The 15,731-nt window shown below is 50.9% G+C and carries 16 protein-coding genes; 11 read left to right on the forward strand and 5 right to left on the reverse strand.

Annotated elements, in window-relative coordinates:
• The first annotated feature begins 151 nt into the window (after nucleotides 1–151).
• The 5 genes from AC0YNX_RS28890 (at nucleotide 152) to ssuE (ending at nucleotide 6,399) form a co-directional block, all read left to right on the forward strand.
• Nucleotides 152–883 carry an ABC transporter ATP-binding protein gene (locus tag AC0YNX_RS28890; RefSeq protein WP_475819169.1) on the forward strand — a complete coding sequence of 244 codons (732 nt, stop codon included), beginning with the start codon at nucleotides 152–154 and terminating at the stop codon, nucleotides 881–883.
• Nucleotides 852–1,904 (forward strand): efflux RND transporter periplasmic adaptor subunit, encoded by a 1,053-nt coding sequence (locus AC0YNX_RS28895; RefSeq protein ID WP_475819170.1) that lies wholly within the window; start codon nucleotides 852–854, stop codon nucleotides 1,902–1,904. Before AC0YNX_RS28890 ends, AC0YNX_RS28895 begins: the two co-directional genes overlap by 32 nt.
• A gap of 66 nt (nucleotides 1,905–1,970) precedes the next feature.
• On the forward strand, nucleotides 1,971–4,808 hold the full coding sequence (locus AC0YNX_RS28900; RefSeq protein ID WP_475819171.1) for an ABC transporter permease: 2,838 nt from the start codon (nucleotides 1,971–1,973) through the stop codon (nucleotides 4,806–4,808).
• 3 nt (nucleotides 4,809–4,811) lie between these two features.
• Nucleotides 4,812–5,708: an ABC transporter ATP-binding protein gene (locus AC0YNX_RS28905; RefSeq protein ID WP_475819172.1), complete on the forward strand. Its 897-nt coding sequence runs from the start codon at nucleotides 4,812–4,814 to the stop codon at nucleotides 5,706–5,708.
• Nucleotides 5,709–5,838: 130 nt separating this feature from the next.
• Entirely contained in the window at nucleotides 5,839–6,399 is a 561-nt protein-coding gene (ssuE, locus tag AC0YNX_RS28910; protein ID WP_475819173.1) for an NADPH-dependent FMN reductase, read from the forward strand.
• Between the two features lie 81 nt (nucleotides 6,400–6,480).
• Here the strand turns inward: ssuE and pepF are convergent, their stop codons facing one another.
• The 3 genes from pepF to AC0YNX_RS28925 form a co-directional block, all read right to left on the reverse strand.
• Entirely contained in the window at nucleotides 6,481–8,271 is a 1,791-nt protein-coding gene (gene pepF / locus AC0YNX_RS28915) for an oligoendopeptidase F (RefSeq protein ID WP_475819211.1), read from the reverse strand.
• A gap of 177 nt (nucleotides 8,272–8,448) precedes the next feature.
• Nucleotides 8,449–8,628 (reverse strand): hypothetical protein, encoded by a 180-nt coding sequence (locus tag AC0YNX_RS28920; RefSeq protein WP_090578850.1) that lies wholly within the window; start codon nucleotides 8,626–8,628, stop codon nucleotides 8,449–8,451.
• Nucleotides 8,629–8,729: 101 nt separating this feature from the next.
• The gene (locus AC0YNX_RS28925; protein WP_475819174.1) at nucleotides 8,730–8,963 is read right to left on the reverse strand and encodes a hypothetical protein; all 234 of its coding nucleotides are present in this window, start codon (nucleotides 8,961–8,963) and stop codon (nucleotides 8,730–8,732) included.
• Between the two features lie 192 nt (nucleotides 8,964–9,155).
• On the opposite strand from AC0YNX_RS28925, the gene AC0YNX_RS28930 reads away from it, so the two are divergent.
• Nucleotides 9,156–9,866, forward strand: a complete 711-nt coding sequence (locus AC0YNX_RS28930) for a class I SAM-dependent methyltransferase (RefSeq protein ID WP_475819175.1) — start codon at nucleotides 9,156–9,158, stop codon at nucleotides 9,864–9,866.
• 79 nt (nucleotides 9,867–9,945) lie between these two features.
• Entirely contained in the window at nucleotides 9,946–10,143 is a 198-nt protein-coding gene (locus tag AC0YNX_RS28935; RefSeq protein WP_116189961.1) for a cold shock domain-containing protein, read from the forward strand.
• 100 nt (nucleotides 10,144–10,243) lie between these two features.
• Here AC0YNX_RS28935 and AC0YNX_RS28940 read toward each other — a convergent pair whose 3' ends face one another.
• Both AC0YNX_RS28940 and AC0YNX_RS28945 read right to left on the reverse strand, forming a co-directional pair.
• Nucleotides 10,244–11,476 (reverse strand): MFS transporter, encoded by a 1,233-nt coding sequence (locus tag AC0YNX_RS28940; protein ID WP_475819176.1) that lies wholly within the window; start codon nucleotides 11,474–11,476, stop codon nucleotides 10,244–10,246.
• Between the two features lie 15 nt (nucleotides 11,477–11,491).
• Nucleotides 11,492–12,808, reverse strand: coding sequence for a multi antimicrobial extrusion protein MatE (locus AC0YNX_RS28945; protein ID WP_475819177.1), 1,317 nt, complete (start codon nucleotides 12,806–12,808; stop codon nucleotides 11,492–11,494).
• 114 nt (nucleotides 12,809–12,922) lie between these two features.
• On the opposite strand from AC0YNX_RS28945, the gene AC0YNX_RS28950 reads away from it, so the two are divergent.
• The 4 genes from AC0YNX_RS28950 (at nucleotide 12,923) to AC0YNX_RS28965 (ending at nucleotide 15,696) form a co-directional block, all read left to right on the forward strand.
• Entirely contained in the window at nucleotides 12,923–13,237 is a 315-nt protein-coding gene (locus AC0YNX_RS28950) for a hypothetical protein (RefSeq protein WP_475819178.1), read from the forward strand.
• A gap of 36 nt (nucleotides 13,238–13,273) precedes the next feature.
• The gene (locus AC0YNX_RS28955; RefSeq protein WP_475819179.1) at nucleotides 13,274–14,353 is read left to right on the forward strand and encodes a tetraprenyl-beta-curcumene synthase family protein; all 1,080 of its coding nucleotides are present in this window, start codon (nucleotides 13,274–13,276) and stop codon (nucleotides 14,351–14,353) included.
• A 65-nt stretch (nucleotides 14,354–14,418) separates the two neighbouring features.
• Nucleotides 14,419–15,387 carry a 6-phosphofructokinase gene (pfkA, locus tag AC0YNX_RS28960; RefSeq protein ID WP_475819180.1) on the forward strand — a complete coding sequence of 323 codons (969 nt, stop codon included), beginning with the start codon at nucleotides 14,419–14,421 and terminating at the stop codon, nucleotides 15,385–15,387.
• Between the two features lie 105 nt (nucleotides 15,388–15,492).
• The gene (locus AC0YNX_RS28965; protein WP_090578873.1) at nucleotides 15,493–15,696 is read left to right on the forward strand and encodes a DUF3906 family protein; all 204 of its coding nucleotides are present in this window, start codon (nucleotides 15,493–15,495) and stop codon (nucleotides 15,694–15,696) included.
• Nucleotides 15,697–15,731: the final 35 nt, after the last annotated feature.

Genomic DNA, 15,731 nt, shown 5'->3' on the forward strand with positions numbered 1-15,731 from the left:
GGTTATAATCAACTGCATATTAGGTGTCTTGCTCGCGGTTGCTGACAATTTGAAAGGTTGACAGCATATAGCTGCCCTAGTATCCTAACTCTTATAGTAAATATTTACAGATTATGAGAAGCAAAGGGAATAGGAAGGAGAATGGCTGCCTGTGATAATCACTACGGCGGAATCGTCAACACCTTTGAATCAGCCACTGCTGAAAGCTGTTAATGTAAAGAAGGTGTTTGGACGCGGCGACAATTCTGTAACCGCTGTCAAAAATATTAATTTGACCATTAACAAGGGTTCGATGATCGCGCTCAAAGGTCGTTCAGGGTCTGGGAAGACTACACTTCTCAACTTGCTCGCCGCGCTCGATCAGCCGACGGAAGGCGAAGTGTTCTTTAACGGGCAAGTCATCTCGAAGCTGCCGGAGAAGCAGCGCAGCAACTGGCGCCGCACCCATCTTGGCCTTGTTTTCCAAGCATTTGGTCTCATCCCGCTTATGTCCGCGTATGAGAATGTCGAGTTCGGCCTGCGCATCGCTGGCAATGACAGCAAGCAGAATAGAATGCAAGCGGAACGCGCGCTCGAATGGGTCGGGATGAAGGCGAGGATGAAGCATCGCCCGCCTGAGTTATCCGGTGGTGAGCAGCAGCGTGTTGCGATTGCAAGAGCGATAGCTCATCAGCCAATCCTTCTGCTCGCGGATGAGCCGACGGCCGAGCTGGATAGCCGTATGGGATTGCAAGTCATTAAAGTGTTCCGCGACCTCGTAGAGAATCATGGCATGACCGTCGTAATGACGACTCACGACCCAGGCATCATGGAAATCGTTGATCATGTTATAGCATTGGAGGATGGAGAGCTTGTCACAGAGTCGAACCAGTCTAACTCGTAATCGTCGTCGCACCATACTGAAGCAAACCGCTGCCTTGCTCGCGTGCGCAACACTCTTATCCGGTTGCTCATTGCTGCCGCAGAAAGAGCTGAACATTCAGCCTCCGCTTGTGAAGCCGGCTGCTGAGAAGATCGATGCGATCGAAGTGAAGAAAGCAATGATTGAATCGAAATTTACAGGTGTCGCTACCGTCGCATCCAGCAATAATGTCCCTTTATTCTATAAAGAAAGCGGCAGATTGAAGCAGCTCTACGTCAAGCAAGGAGATGAAGTGAAGGCAGGCGACTTGATCGCAGAGCTGGACATGGGAGATTTCGACTTGCGTATGAATCTCGAGCAGCTGAATTTGGAGCGTGCTCAGATCTCGCTGCACAGCGCCAAGGTGAACGGCGAATCCGGGACGGGCTTGCGCATGAAGGAAATCGATCTGGAACGCGAACAGCTGCTGATGGACGACCTGAAACACCAGTATGAATCCGCGAAGCTGATTGCTCCAATTAACGGTGTAATCTCCTATGCTGATGCGAAGTCACCGGGTGACGGCTTGAACGGCTATACACCGCTTGTAACGATAGCCGACCCGAGTAAAGTATGGCTCGTTCATACTGCTGATGATGGGAAGACACTATCTGCCATTCAGCGCGACATGATCGTATCCGTGACGATTGATAAAAAGGAATATAAAGGAAAAGTGGTTCAGTCGCCATCAGACGCTCCGCTAACAGGCAACAAAGATGTCGACGAGCGCAATACGAGACTTCTATACATTGAGCTCACTACCAAAGGCGCGAAGCTCGAGCTTGGCAAGCCTGCTGAAATCAAGATTAGTCTTGAGAAGCACGACAATGTAATTGTCATTCCGAAGAGCGGACTCCGTACGTATCTCGGCCGTACTTACGTGCAAGTCGTTGACGGCGACCGCCGCAAAGAAATTGACGTACAGCCTGGCATCACGACTTCGACCGATGTCGAGATTGTCAAAGGGCTTGAGCCCGGGATGAAAGTTGTCTTAAATAACTAATTTCGATGCGTTCTAGAAGAGGGTGAACAGGAAACGATGGCGATTTGGACGATGATTTTTCGGAAAATGGCGAAAAATCGCTGGCTACAGCTTAATCTTTGGTTCGGGCTTACGATTTGTGTTGCGTTATTCAGCTCCATGCCGCTTTACTCTCACGCTATTTTGCAGCGGACGTTATTTAAGCAGCTCCAGCAGCTTCAGAAGGATCAAGGGATATATCCGGGTTCGCTCCGGGCCTCGACTTCCATCTCAGGCACGCGTACTTTCGAGGAGACTCGCTCGCTTATAGCGAAAGCTGACCGTTATATGCAGAATGCACCTGCCCGGTTTGGGCTTGACGCGCAGTCATATGTCATTTCGCGTGGATCGCAGTCATTCAGGGTGCTGCCAGTCGATGCGTCTGACCGTGAGAAGAGGGAGCTTAATGTTTCGGGTAGCTTCCGCACAGTTACCGATTTGGAGAAGCGCGTGCATGTGATTGACGGCCGCTTGCCTGATCCGAACCGCAAAGACGGCGTATACGAGGTGCTCGTTACCCAGAAGTTTATTATTGATATGAAGCGTGACCTGAACCATGAATTTGTTTATAAGAATAAGGACACAGGCAAGGAACTGCACCTTATTCCAGTCGGTATCGTAGAGTCGAAGTCCGATAACAAATACGATCAGTTTAATGTGGAATCGTACAATTCATCGTTCTATATTCCGTATAAGCAGTTTGATCATGATTTTGTTCAAAATCAAGGGCCGCTGAAGCTCTCGGTTATTGCTTGGCAGTATGCCTTCAATTATGAGCAGATGAATATTGATCGAATCGACAATTATTTGGGCCAATTCGCAAGCATCAACAACTATTTCAACATGCGACTCGGCATTGCTGCTGTCGACATGCCTGCGAAGAACTCGATTGCAACGTATACCGAGAAGCAAGAGAAGCTCGACGTTATGCTCTGGTCGCTCTACTCGCCGGTTATGCTGATGCTGGCCTTCTACCTCTACATGGCGGCTAACCTCATTATTGAGCGTCAGAAGACGGAGATTTCTGTTCTCCGCAGCCGTGGGGCTAGTAGAATGCAAATTATGCTCGTCTTCCTCATAGAGAGCTTGTTGCTCGGCGCGCTCGCGCTAGCGGTAGGTCCGTTTATTGGGGTGTTCTTCACGAAGATACTCGGTGCGTCGAGCGGCTTCCTTGAATTTGTGCAGCGCTCCTCGCTTGATGTGGTATTGAACAGCGACTCTTACAAAATTGCGGTAACAGCCGTATGCGGTTCCATCATTCTTATCCTGGTACCAGCATTCCTAGCTACCCGCACGACGATTGTCGGTCACAAACAGCAAATGGCCCGTTCGAACAAAATGTCGTTCTGGCATAAGACCGGCGCAGATGTTGTTCTGCTCGCTGTAGCCATCTACATGCTGCATAACTTCAACACACGCATGGAAGGATTGAAGGCGCTTGCACTAGATCCGACTGCGATTCAAGTCGATCCGCTTATGTTCTTCATGCCTGCGATATTCTCGCTTGGCATCGGATTGTTCGTGCTGCGGCTCTACCCTTGGCTGATCAAGCTTGTATTCTGGATCGGCCGCAGATGGTGGACGCCTGCGCTATATTCGACACTGCTACAGATCAGCCGCTCATCGTCGCAGTATTTGACGATCAAGGTATTCCTGATTATGACGGTTGCCATGGGCCTATTCAGTGCGAATGCAGCACGGACGATTAACGGCAATATGGAGGACAAGATCCAGTATACGACCGGATCGGATATTCAGTTGTCCGTTCATTGGGATAACGATAAGCCGCCGCCTGCACCTGCGGGACCTGGAGCTCCAGCACCGGCTGATGATGCCGCTGCGCCAAAGGTTGTAACGTATACAGAACCGTCCTTCATTACCATGCAGCAGCTTGCAGGCGTTGATACCGCTGCGCGCGTATTCCGCAAGGATGATGCCAGCTTCTCGGTGAATGGTGCGAATGGCGCCACGTCGCTGTATGGCATTGATACGTATGACTTCGGTAAAGTAGCATGGATGCGCGGAGGCTTGATGCAATATCCGCTCAACAGCTATCTAAACCTGTTGGCTTCAAATCCGAAAGCCGTGCTAATCTCTAGAAGTCTAGCGGACAAATTCAAGGTGAAGCCTGGCGACCCGCTCTCTGCCAAGTGGGCTGGGCTCGATAGCGCCAACTTCATCGTCTATGGCATTATCGATTACTGGCCGGGTTGGAATCCGCTTCCGGAAGCAGGCGACAAGGATAATCCGGACGTGCGTCTGCCGAACCTTGTAGTCGGCCATCTCTCGTACATTCAGAACCATCTGGCGCTTGAACCTTACGAGGTATGGATCAAGCTGAAGTCGGATACAACAAGCGCTGTTCTGTACAATGATCTGATTAAGAAAGAAATTCCGGTTGAGAATCTGGTCGACGCTGGACAGCTGCTCATCCGCTCCAAGAACGATCCGTTCCGTCTTGCGATTAATGGAGTTATGACGCTCGGATTTGTTATCTCCATGATGATCAGCTTCTTCGGGTTCCTGTTGTTCTGGGTACTGACTCTATCAGGACGTACGCTGCAATTCGGTATTTTGCGAGCGATGGGGATATCGTTCTTGCAGATTATAGGCATGCTGCTAAGCGAGCAGCTGCTTACCTCGGCAGCTGCGATATTGTTCGGCGTATTAATCGGGAACTCGGTCAGCAGCATGTTCGTGCCGCTATTCCAGCTGTCCTTCAGCGCTTCGGATCAGGTTCCGCCGTTCGAGATCGTTCGTCAGCTTAGCGATTACGTCCAGCTGTACGGCGTCGTCGGCACGATGATTGCGATCGGGCTGCTCGTGCTCGGCATCCGGATTTCGCGTATGAAGATTACGCAGGCGCTGAAGCTTGGGGAGGAGTAACAGATGATTCATTGCGATGGGCTTGTAAAGATTTATAAAACCGACGATCTTGAAGTCGTCGCTCTGCAAGGTCTCGATCTCCATGTAGAGGCCGGCGAGCTAATGGCGATTATCGGCAACAGCGGCAGCGGCAAGTCAACGCTTCTGAACATGCTGGGCGGTCTCGACCGCCCTTCCGCCGGCAAGCTGCTAGTCGACGATAAAGACTTGCTCAAGTTTACGGAGCGCGATCTTGTGAAGTATAAGCGCGAGACGGTTGGCTTCGTCTGGCAGAACAACGCGCGCAACCTGATCCCGTATTTGACCGCGCTTGAGAACGTAGAGCTGCCAATCATGCTCAGAGGCGCTCGCAAGCGTCTGCGGGCGCTGGAGCTGCTTGATGCGGTTGGACTTAGCCACCGGACGAAGAACCGGCTAAGCGAGCTCTCAGGCGGTGAGCAGCAGCGTGTCGCCATCGCCATTGCACTGGCGAATGAGCCGAAGCTGCTGCTGGCGGATGAGCCGACAGGCTCGCTCGACACGAAGATGTCCAATCAAATTCTTGATCTGTTCCGTGAGCTGAATCGCAGCATCGGCATTACGATCGTTATCGTAACGCATGATCCGCTGCTCGCAAGGAAAGTAGACCGCGTTGTCGCAATCCGTGACGGCAAGACATCCTCCGAGATTATTCGCAGGCAGTCTTATGCGGAGGAGCTTGCGGCAATGGCAGAAGGCGGCAACGGCTTCGTTCCGGAAGAAAGCCATGTGGAATATGCCGTCATCGACAAAGCGGGGCGGCTCCAAATTCCATCGTCTTACTTGCAGGCGGAAGAGTTCAAAGAGAAGAACAAGGTGCGCGTAGAGATGGAAGACGGGCGAATCATTCTGTATCCGCCGGAAGAAGTGAAAGCGAAGTAGGTTACAATAGTACCGGGAGCTGTGCTGCATAATAAGCGGCCGACTCCCGGGTTATTTTTATACTATTCATAGTTTACTTATCGGAATTATGGTAGTATAATGTTTCCAGAATGGTAAGGAGGCCGAAATCATGCCGAATGTAGTCATTGTATCGGGAAGTCCAAGTGGAGTATCGCGTTTGAATGGTTTGACGGGTTATGCGGAGGAGAAGCTGCGCCAGCTCGGCTGGGAAGTAAGCAGCCTGCATGTTGCCTCACTGCCTGCGGAGGATCTCGTTCTAGCTCGCTGGGACAGCCCCGCGATCATTGAAGCGAATAAGCGCATCGAAGCAGCGGATGCAATTGTAATCGCAAGCCCAGTATATAAAGCTTCATTCACTGGTGTACTGAAGACATACCTCGATCTGCTGCCGCAGAACGGGCTGGAAGGGAAAGTCGTTCTCCCGCTCTTCATCGGAGGAACGATTGCACATTTGCTGACGATTGACTATGCGCTGAAGCCGGTCTTGTCTGCCCTCTATTCGAAGCATGTTACAGCTGGCGTATATGCGGTTGACTCGCAGGTGAAGAAGCTAGACGCAGGCGGTTATGAGCTTGATGAGGAGCTTGCGAAACGACTGGAGCGTGCTGTTCTCGGCTTCGCTGAAGCGACAGAGTTGTTCAGAAACAGTAAGACATCCATCTCTTCATAAAAAGAGAAAAGGGGCTATTCACGGACTTTGCCAGATGATGTGGCAATGACCGGGATAGCCCCTTTTAAATGCGAAATTTAATTAAGAAGTAAGCTGTTCCATCTGCGCAATTAATTCCTCGAACACGCTCATCGCTTGCTCAATCGGCTCAGGCGTAGACATGTCGACGCCAGCCTTCTTAAGAATGTTGATGGAGTAGTCGCTGCCTCCGCTCTTCAGGAAGCCGAGGTAACGTTCCACAGCCGGAGCGCCTTCTTCGAGAATTTGCTTCGAGAAGCTCGTCGCTGCCGAGAAGCCTGTCGCGTACTTGTACACATAGAAGCTTGTGTAGAAATGCGGGATACGCGCCCATTCCATTTCAATATCTTTATCGATGACCATGCCTTCGCCGTAGTACAGCTTATTGAGGTCGTAGTAGATTTTGCTGAACTCTTGCGGCGTCAGGGAGTCGCCTTCTTCTGCGCGCTCGTGGATGATTTTCTCGAACTCCGCGAACATCGTCTGACGGAATACAGTCGTCCGGAATTGGTCGGCGTAGTACGTCAGCAGGTACATTTTCTCCTTCGGATCCGTCGACTTCTTCAGCATATAATCCATGAGCAGCGCCTCGTTCAAAGTCGAAGCAACCTCAGCCAGGAAGATCGTATACTGTGCGTCGCGGTACTCTTGCGTGTTGTCAGAGTAGTAGGAGTGCAGAGCGTGACCCATCTCATGCGTGAGCGTGAACATGCTGTTCAGGTTGTCCTTATGGTTCAGCAGCACGTATGGATGCGTGCCGTATGCGCCCCAGCTGTATGCGCCGCTGCGTTTGCCTTCATTCTCGTAGACGTCGATCCAGCTCTTGTCGAAGCCTTCCTGCAGCACCGTCAAGTAATCTTGACCGAGCGGCTTCAAGCTCTCGCTGACCGTCTTCTTCGCATCCTCGTAGGTGATGTCCATCTTGAACTCATCGACGAGCGGAGCGAACAGGTCATACATATGCAGCTCATCAACCTTCAGCAGCTTCTTGCGCAGCTCCATATAACGGTGCATGAGCGGAAGATGCTTGTGAATCGTGCTGATGAGGTTCGTGTAAACCTCTTTCGGAATGTTGTCGCCATAGAGCGACATCTCCAGCGTCGACGGGTACTTGCGCGCACGGGAGTAGAAAATATTCTTCGTCACATTGGCGGCGAGCGTCGATGCGATCGTATTCTTCAGCTTGCCGTACGTATCGTACATCGCCTTAAAAGCACCTTCGCGAACTTCGCGATCCTTACTCTCAAGAAACTGTATGTAGCGGCCTTGCGTCAACTCAACCTCATTGCCGTTCTCATCCTTCACTTTCGGGAATTTGAGATCGGCATTGTTCAGCATGCTGAAGATTGTGCCAGGCGCTTGCGAGATATTGCCCACTTGCGCTAGGAGCGCCTCTTCAGACTTGGAGAGGACATGCGCTTTCTGGCGTTGCATCTCTTCCAACGTTTGGCGGTACTTGGTCAGGTCGGCATTCTCGATCATGGCGCCAAGCGCTTCATCGGAGAGGCTTAGCACTTCAGGAGTAATGAAGGATAGCGCTTCGCCCGTTTCCACACTCAGCTTCTTGGATTTATCCGAGAGCGCTTGGAATGTCGGCTCTGCTGTATCTTCGTGATGTTTCATATTCGCATAAACATAGAGTCGCTCGATTTTGAGCGAAAGCTCGTCCTCAAGCTCGAAGCAGGCTTTCAGCTGCTGCGCATCCGCAAGCTTGCCTTGGAATGCTTCGACTTTCTTCATCTGCTCTTTCGCCTGCGCGTATTCCTTGTCCCACGCGGCTTGATCCGCGAATATGTCCTCGAGCTTCCAGCGGTGCTCAGGGGCAGTCTCGGAACGTTTCGGTAATTGGTTCATAGGAACCCTCCTCGCCTGATAGTTAGTCGGTAAAGCAGAATGGGGTTGATTCTCGCCTTGCAAGCTGACATTGCTGCCCGCAAGCAGTGAGAACGATAGTGCAATCGGCAGCCACTTCACTAGCAGTCACGCTCCTAAGACAGGTTGTGACAGTAGTTTAGCCCGCAGTGCGCCTTGTTATGACCCCATTGTTGTCAAACTGTACACGATTAAGAAAAAGGCAAATGCAACAAACACGATCGTTGTGATGGCAAGCCCTCTGCGCAAATTGGCAGGAATGTTGTTCCGCTGCATGATGACGATGAGTCCCAGCGAGAAAGCAGCAATAATGAAAATAATCGCGGCTGTTGTATCCACTTTTGCTCGATACTCCCCTTTTGCGATAACCTATGCAGCTTGGTACATGGTTATGTTCGATATACAGGATGAATTTTCCTCCTGCTGGTATAAGGATCTGACTAGACGGAACGGAAACGCTCCATAATTTCTGTAAGTTCATCCTCGCGACCAACATAATCCGCCGCGCGGAAGCGGTTCTCTGCCCAGTGCAGCATCTCCGGACGGCTAACGAAGATATGGCATTCTTCGCCCCATTGATCATTAATTTCGCGTAAGACGAGAGTCTTCCCTTGCACCTCAACGGAGAGCATATTGTATTTGTCTGTTTTATAAATTTGTACCTTCTTAAACATCAGGACCATCCCTTCGAAAAATTACATGTTGTATCCTCCAATCATAGCCATAAAAAGGGGTAGAAATCAAATAGTTATCATGGTAGAATGTGGCAAACGCGAGCTGCGTTTGTTGCAGGAATGCCTTTAGCTATAGTTGAGAGCAAGCAGATTGAGATGAGATGAGACGAGTAGAGACGAGGAGAGATGAGTATGAGCAAGAGCAAAGGGTATCCGCAAGCGGGCGTCGCGGTGACATGCCGCAGCTTCGAAGAGTATGTTCTAATGTTTGATCTTAATGAAGCAGAGTTGCACACATGCGGGAAGCTGCTCGATATTGCAGCAGGTGCTTCCTCGTTCACGGCGGATGCATGTGCGAGGGGAATTGACGCGTACGCTGTTGATCCGCGCTATGCCAAGCCTCATGAGCAGCTGGTATCGGAAGCGCGTGAAGAAATCGAAGTCTCGATGACGAAGCTGATGTCTGTCGGGAACACGTACGATCTGAGCTATTATGGAAGTTTCGAGCAGCATCGGGCGGGACGGATCGCATCACTGGAGGCTTTCGCAGAGCACCATGGCCGTGATGATGAAAGCACGAAGCGCTATCAGGCGGGTGGTTTGCCGAGTCTGCCTTATGGGAACGGAGAATTCGGGCTCGTGCTGTGCAGCCACTTCCTGTTTCTGTACGAGGATCAGTTCGATTACGAGTTCCATCTGCGTGCCGTTATGGAGATGATTCGTGTCTGTAAGCCAGGAGGCATGGTGCGTATTTATCCAATAATCTCACTTCGGTGGGAGCCGTACTCGGAGCTTGAGCGGTTGAGGGCAGATTTAAGCAAGAATGGCGTAGTGACGGGCTTGTTCCGGTCCAAGCTGCCATTTATTCCTGGGTCAGAGCTTGGTCTTTTTGCCCGGATTTAATTGCAAATTTATCCATCTGGGTATATAATAAATCAAGTCGCCCTGTATAAAGGCGTTTCATTTTTAGGAGGTTGTTACATTGAAAGGAACAGTTAAATGGTTTAACGCAGAGAAAGGCTATGGCTTCATTCAAGTTGATGGCGGAGAAGACGTGTTCGTTCATTATTCCGCAATTCAAGGCGAAGGCTTCAAGTCGCTCGATGAAGGTCAATCCGTAGAATTCGATATTACGCAAGGTAACCGCGGACCACAAGCTGCTAACGTTGTAAAACTGTAATCATCGTTGCTTCCTTAAGGAAGCTTCCCATACTTGAAGATATCATTATATGATGAAGACCCGACATTCGCTGTCGGGTCTATTTTTCATTGCCATTGATTTAATGATCTCGACCGAAGTAATGCTTCACCATGAAAGCAGCCGCAGCAATGAGCGATAACGCTGTTGCGGTCTGGAAGAAGGTCGTGCTGCCGTAGTGCTCGAAGATGATTCCGCCGACTGTACCGCTTATGACACCGGCAAAGCCGCTCCAGACGATGGCATAGACAGCTTGTCCGGAAGAACGGAACTCGTCTGGGATGATGGTCGTGAGATAGCGCAGAGCGGTTACCATGAAGATGCCGAAGGTTACGCTATGCAGCGCTTGAATAGGGATAATCCAAATCGGCGACGGCATTTTGCTGATAAGGTAGAATCGCAAGGCGTACATAACGCCAGCAACGGCTAGCAGCGGTAGCTCTTTGAATTTGTGGCCGTATTTGCCGAGCAGATACAGTATGGGAATCTCACTGATTGCCGAGGTCATCCAAGCGATCCCGATTAGCGAGTCGCTGGCTCCCATCTCGCGCAGCGTCACGCCTAGAAAGCCCTCATTCATTCGATGTGCGACCGACATCACAAGGATGATCGCGAAGTAGATCAGGATGTCAGGCTTACGCAGCAGCTTCAGAAATCCGCTGAAATCGACTTTTCGCTTGGAGCCCTGGTAGTCTTTGAGCGTAAGTGAGACCAGGAGCGTCAGTCCAATGGAGCAGATCGCGAGCGGAACCGTGGCAGACGAGCCGAATGATTTAAGCAGCTGTCCGCCGAGGAACGCAGACAAGGCGAAGCCGAGCGAGCCGAATACGCGGATGAGTGCGAACGGCGTCCCGGTATACCGGCTGGACAGTAGAATGAGGCTGTCGCTAAGCGGGTTGACAGGCATCTGGAAGAAGTAATAAGCAAGCATGATGACACAGATAAAGGCAAAAGCATTCGTCATGAATAGCATTGAGATCATCACGAGCTGACCAAGCATCAGCAGTGTCATGATCTTCTGAATCGTTCTGAATTTATCGCTAGCCGTCCCGAATAGGAGGTTAGCGAAGATTGAGATGAACGGGCCGCATGAGTAGATAATGCCGATCTGGCTGGCATTGAAGCCTTTGTCCAGGAAGTACAGCGGCAAGTAGGTAGCGACGATTGCTTGCGTCGTATAGATGAGATACAAGAAGATGCGGAGCATCAGCACTTCCCGCTTTGGGGAAGTGGACGCGGATAACTCTGCAGCGTCTGATGGACTTGAAATATTCGATGATGAAACGGATGAAGCTGATGAAGAGGAAGAACCCATGCTGTTTCACTCCAATTATGCTTGTTGAGTCAAGGTGCGGCTAGCCCCAGTAAGCCTCCGCAGGACGGCGGCGACGAATAGAAGTTCTGCCCCAATGCCGACGGATTGAGCCCATGCGCCGATTGTACCGTTCCAACCCGGAGTAATAACTACGAGCAGTACGGAGGTTGTCACAGTAAATATCAGATTCGCCGATTGCGAGCCTAAGAAGATGCGAGTGTAGCCTCGTACCATGCTGATGCCATTCAGCACATCGAGCCATGGTAGCACAAGTGCGTACAGCACGAAAGGACGCATGGCATGGATGGTTTCGACTTTTAATTGTCCTTCGGCGCCCATGACATGCCCGACGATCAATCCGCCGATAGGCGAGAATGCGAGCAAGCCGACAAGTACGGCAGGCAAGAACCCGAGCAGAAGCGTGAAGTTGCGGACTGCGCGCGGATCAGTCTTATAGAAGTTCAGCACAATCTGATGGAAATACGAGAAGAAGCTGACCATCAGTTGAACCAGGTTTGCCGCGAGTGCGAATGAAGCAATGGATAGAGCAGCGTCGCCGGTTTTTCCGAGCAAGGCGTTAATGGAAGGGCCGATTAATATGGTGACGAGTGTGGAGATGAGCATCGGTCGGTAGAAGGAGAAAATCTGGCCGGTCGAATCAATCTGATGCCCTTCCACGCGTTCGGGCAGTCGTCGTACGAGCGAGGAGCCCTCGAAATAGCTCATGGCAGCCTCAATAATCATCCCCGAGAGGAAAATAATCGCCCCAACGGTGCCGCTCGTAACTCCCGTATGAATAAAATAAACCGACAATCCATACATCCCAAGCAGCCGAATCACCATACCAATGGTCAGCCACTTCGTTTGCAGATTGAAAATGATTACCCCATGATAGAGGCATCTGATTCCCGAAAAAATGCTTACGAACATGAGCACCTGATAGACATCAAGGACATGCGGAACAAGCGCATCGGAAGCGCCGAGAGGTCCGCCGAAGATCCATTTGCCAAGCGGTGTATAGCTGATGGCGAGGCCTAGCACGAGAATGGCGGTGAATACCAGCTGGCCGACGCGCAGCATCGCGCGGAAGGATCGTTTGTCGCGCACAAGCGCGGAACATGTTTGACGCAGCATGACGGCCGGCCGCTCCGTTATGGTAAGCAGACTCATCGCGATCGCATAACTGGCGATAACGGTCTTCTGATCGGCTGCTCGCGTCAGCGTACTGTTAATAATGACATGCGAGATCGTAACAAGGCTTGCCGAGATGCCTAGCGGCAGAAAAAACCGCCATAGCTGACCCAGTGTCACCTTGCCAGGTTGATTGCTCATTTGTCATTCTCCCCCAAGATAATATGTTCCAAAGTATAACACACGGGGGAACAAGTTTTCGCGCTGGATTTGTATTCTATGAAATGGTACATTAGTGGATGGAGGTTTTGAGACGTGAACCAATATTTTGCTTGGGATGACCGGCTTGGAATCTCGCTGCCGACACTAGAGCAGGAGTGGGAGCTGTACAGCGAGGACGTACGGACTTTCATCGTAACGCAGTGGGAGATCATTCGCGGCACAATTCCTGACCGTGTATTTGCTTTCGAACGAAACATTAATGTGAAGCAAGCGGCGCTTTTTGAAGAAGAAGATTTCGAACTTTCATGTACCATTAACTCGGACATTGCCGATCTGGCTAGCCGAATTAATGATTTACATATCTGGTACCGCACGAACCAAGAAATTGAAAATAAGCGCCATTCTTAAAGTATAGAGGGTAGTGGAAGAAGGAGGGCGCCATCTATGAAAATGTCACAACAGGCCCGCCAGTTGCCACAAACGCCGATTCGCCTTATGCATCGCGTGTACAAATATGTGCTACCTGAAGTAAGGGCTGAGCTTGGCCGGTTGCGTGCCATTGCAGAGCATATCCCGGATGATGAGCTGCGAACGCAGGCAATCGCCAGCATGACGAGCAAGCAGTTCCATTGTGAAGGCGGGGGCATATACGCCGCTGCCAATCTGGAGAGCAGAGCGATTCTCGTCCCGCTTATCGTAGCGCTTCAGACGATCAGCGATTATTTGGACAATCTATGCGACCGCAGTACATCGCTTGATCCGGATGATTTTCGGCTATTGCATCAGTCGATGCTTGATGCCGTTGACCCGAACGCGCCGCTCGTCGATTACTATGCGCTGCGTACGGAACGCGAAGATGGCGGTTACTTACATGAGCTTGTCCGAACCTGCCAGAATGCAATCCGGCAGTTGCCGTCTTATGCGGCGGTGCAGCCTTATGTAACTGAGCTCGTCGGTCTGTACGGCGACTTGCAGGTGTACAAGCATATCGCGAAGCCGAAGCGCGAACCGGCGCTGCTCGCGTGGTGGGAGCTGCACAAGGCGATGGTGCCGCAGCTGCAATGGAATGAATTCGCTGCAGCGACAGGCTCGACGCTGGGCATGTTCATGTTATTTCTAGCTGCTTCCTACGAGGATTGCAGCAGAGAAGATGCATTATTTATTCGCAATTCGTACTTCCCGCATGTTTGCGGCCTTCATATTATGCTGGATTACTTGATTGATCAGCAAGAGGATCGCGAGGGCGGGGACCTCAACTTCTGCAATTATTATACGGATCAGCGTCAGCTCGTGGACCGGATCGGCTTTATCGTTGAGAACGCCCGCGAAGATGTGAAACGAATGGCAGCACCGAAGTTTCACCGGATGGTAATTGAGGGATTGATGGCATTGTATCTATCTGATCCTAAAGTTCGAGGCCAAGAAGATGTGAAGCTCGTTTCTAGGCGGCTTATGAAGAAAAGTCCGCTTATGAGGCTGTTTTTCTGGGGCAATAGTGTTTTAATTCGTATGCGTCAATCTTAATTGTTTATATAGGTTTTAGGTTGCAAATTAGAAATGACACAGGTAAATACAAGGAGTGGGTAGGAATGTCAGCTGTAAAAAGAATTGCCGTTCTAACTAGCGGTGGAGATTCGCAAGGGATGAATGCAGCGGTACGCGCAGTCGTCCGCAGCGCTTTGTATTTTGGATTGGAAGTTTACGGCGTTCAACGCGGTTACCAAGGTTTGCTTAATGACGATCTTCGCCAGATGGATCTTCGCAGCGTAGGCGATATCATTCAACGCGGCGGGACCATTCTCCAAACGGCACGCTGCAAGGAGTTTTTGACGCCGGAAGGCCAGCAGAAAGGTGCAGACGTACTGCGTGCCCGCGGTATCGACGGTCTTGTCGTTATCGGCGGCGACGGTTCGTACCAAGGCGCGAACAAGCTGAGCAAGCTCGGCATCAAGACAATGGGTCTGCCTGGTACAATTGATAACGATATTCCGTTCACGGATTATACAATCGGATTCGATACGGCGGTTAGCATCGTGGTCGATGCGATCAACAAGCTGCGCGATACGATGACTTCGCACGAGCGTTCGTCGGTCGTTGAAGTTATGGGCCGTCATTGCGGCGATATCGCGCTGTACGCAGGTCTTGCGAGCGGAGCAGAGACGATTATCGTTCCGGAAGTGCCGTTCGATCTGGATCAAGTGGCAAACCGGATGCAGGAGAACTTCGGTTCCGGCAAACGACACAGTATTATCGTTGTTGCTGAAGGCGCAGGCTCCGGCGAAGAAATCGGCAAAGGCATCACACAGCGCTGCGGCATGGAGCCGCGTGTTACGGTGCTTGGTCACATTCAGCGCGGCGGTTCGCCGACGCATAATGACCGTGTTCTCGCGAGCCAGCTTGGCGACTTCGCGGTTCGCAAGCTGATGGAAGGCGATTCCGGCAAAGCTTGTGGAATCATCAACGGCGAGCTGGTCGTAACGGATATTGATAAAGTTGTAAATACGAAGAAACCGTTCAACATGGATCTTTATAACCTGGCACTTCGGTTATCTCAATAAATAAGCGAAAGCCTTACATGGCGTTTAATCCGGACAGATCCATTCAAAGTCCCGGGCGAGGCTAAGTGTAAGGCTTTTTGCTTATAGAAGAAAGGAATGGGGTAAATGTTCTTATACAAAATCGAAATTGAAATGGAAGACAGCTCGGCACATCTCATCCTGCTGGCAGAGACGGACGAGAAGGCATTCTCGGTCGTAGACAGCCACGTAGAGCGTCACTACTTGAAGAAGCCGGTGCTGAAACAAGTGGCAATTGTGGAGAAGAAACGTACGGAAGCGGGCAACGGATATTTAATTCCGAATTCCTAATTTGGCTATATTGACCAAACAAATAAAACAGACTA

This window comes from Paenibacillus sp. J31R98, assembly GCF_056269245.1.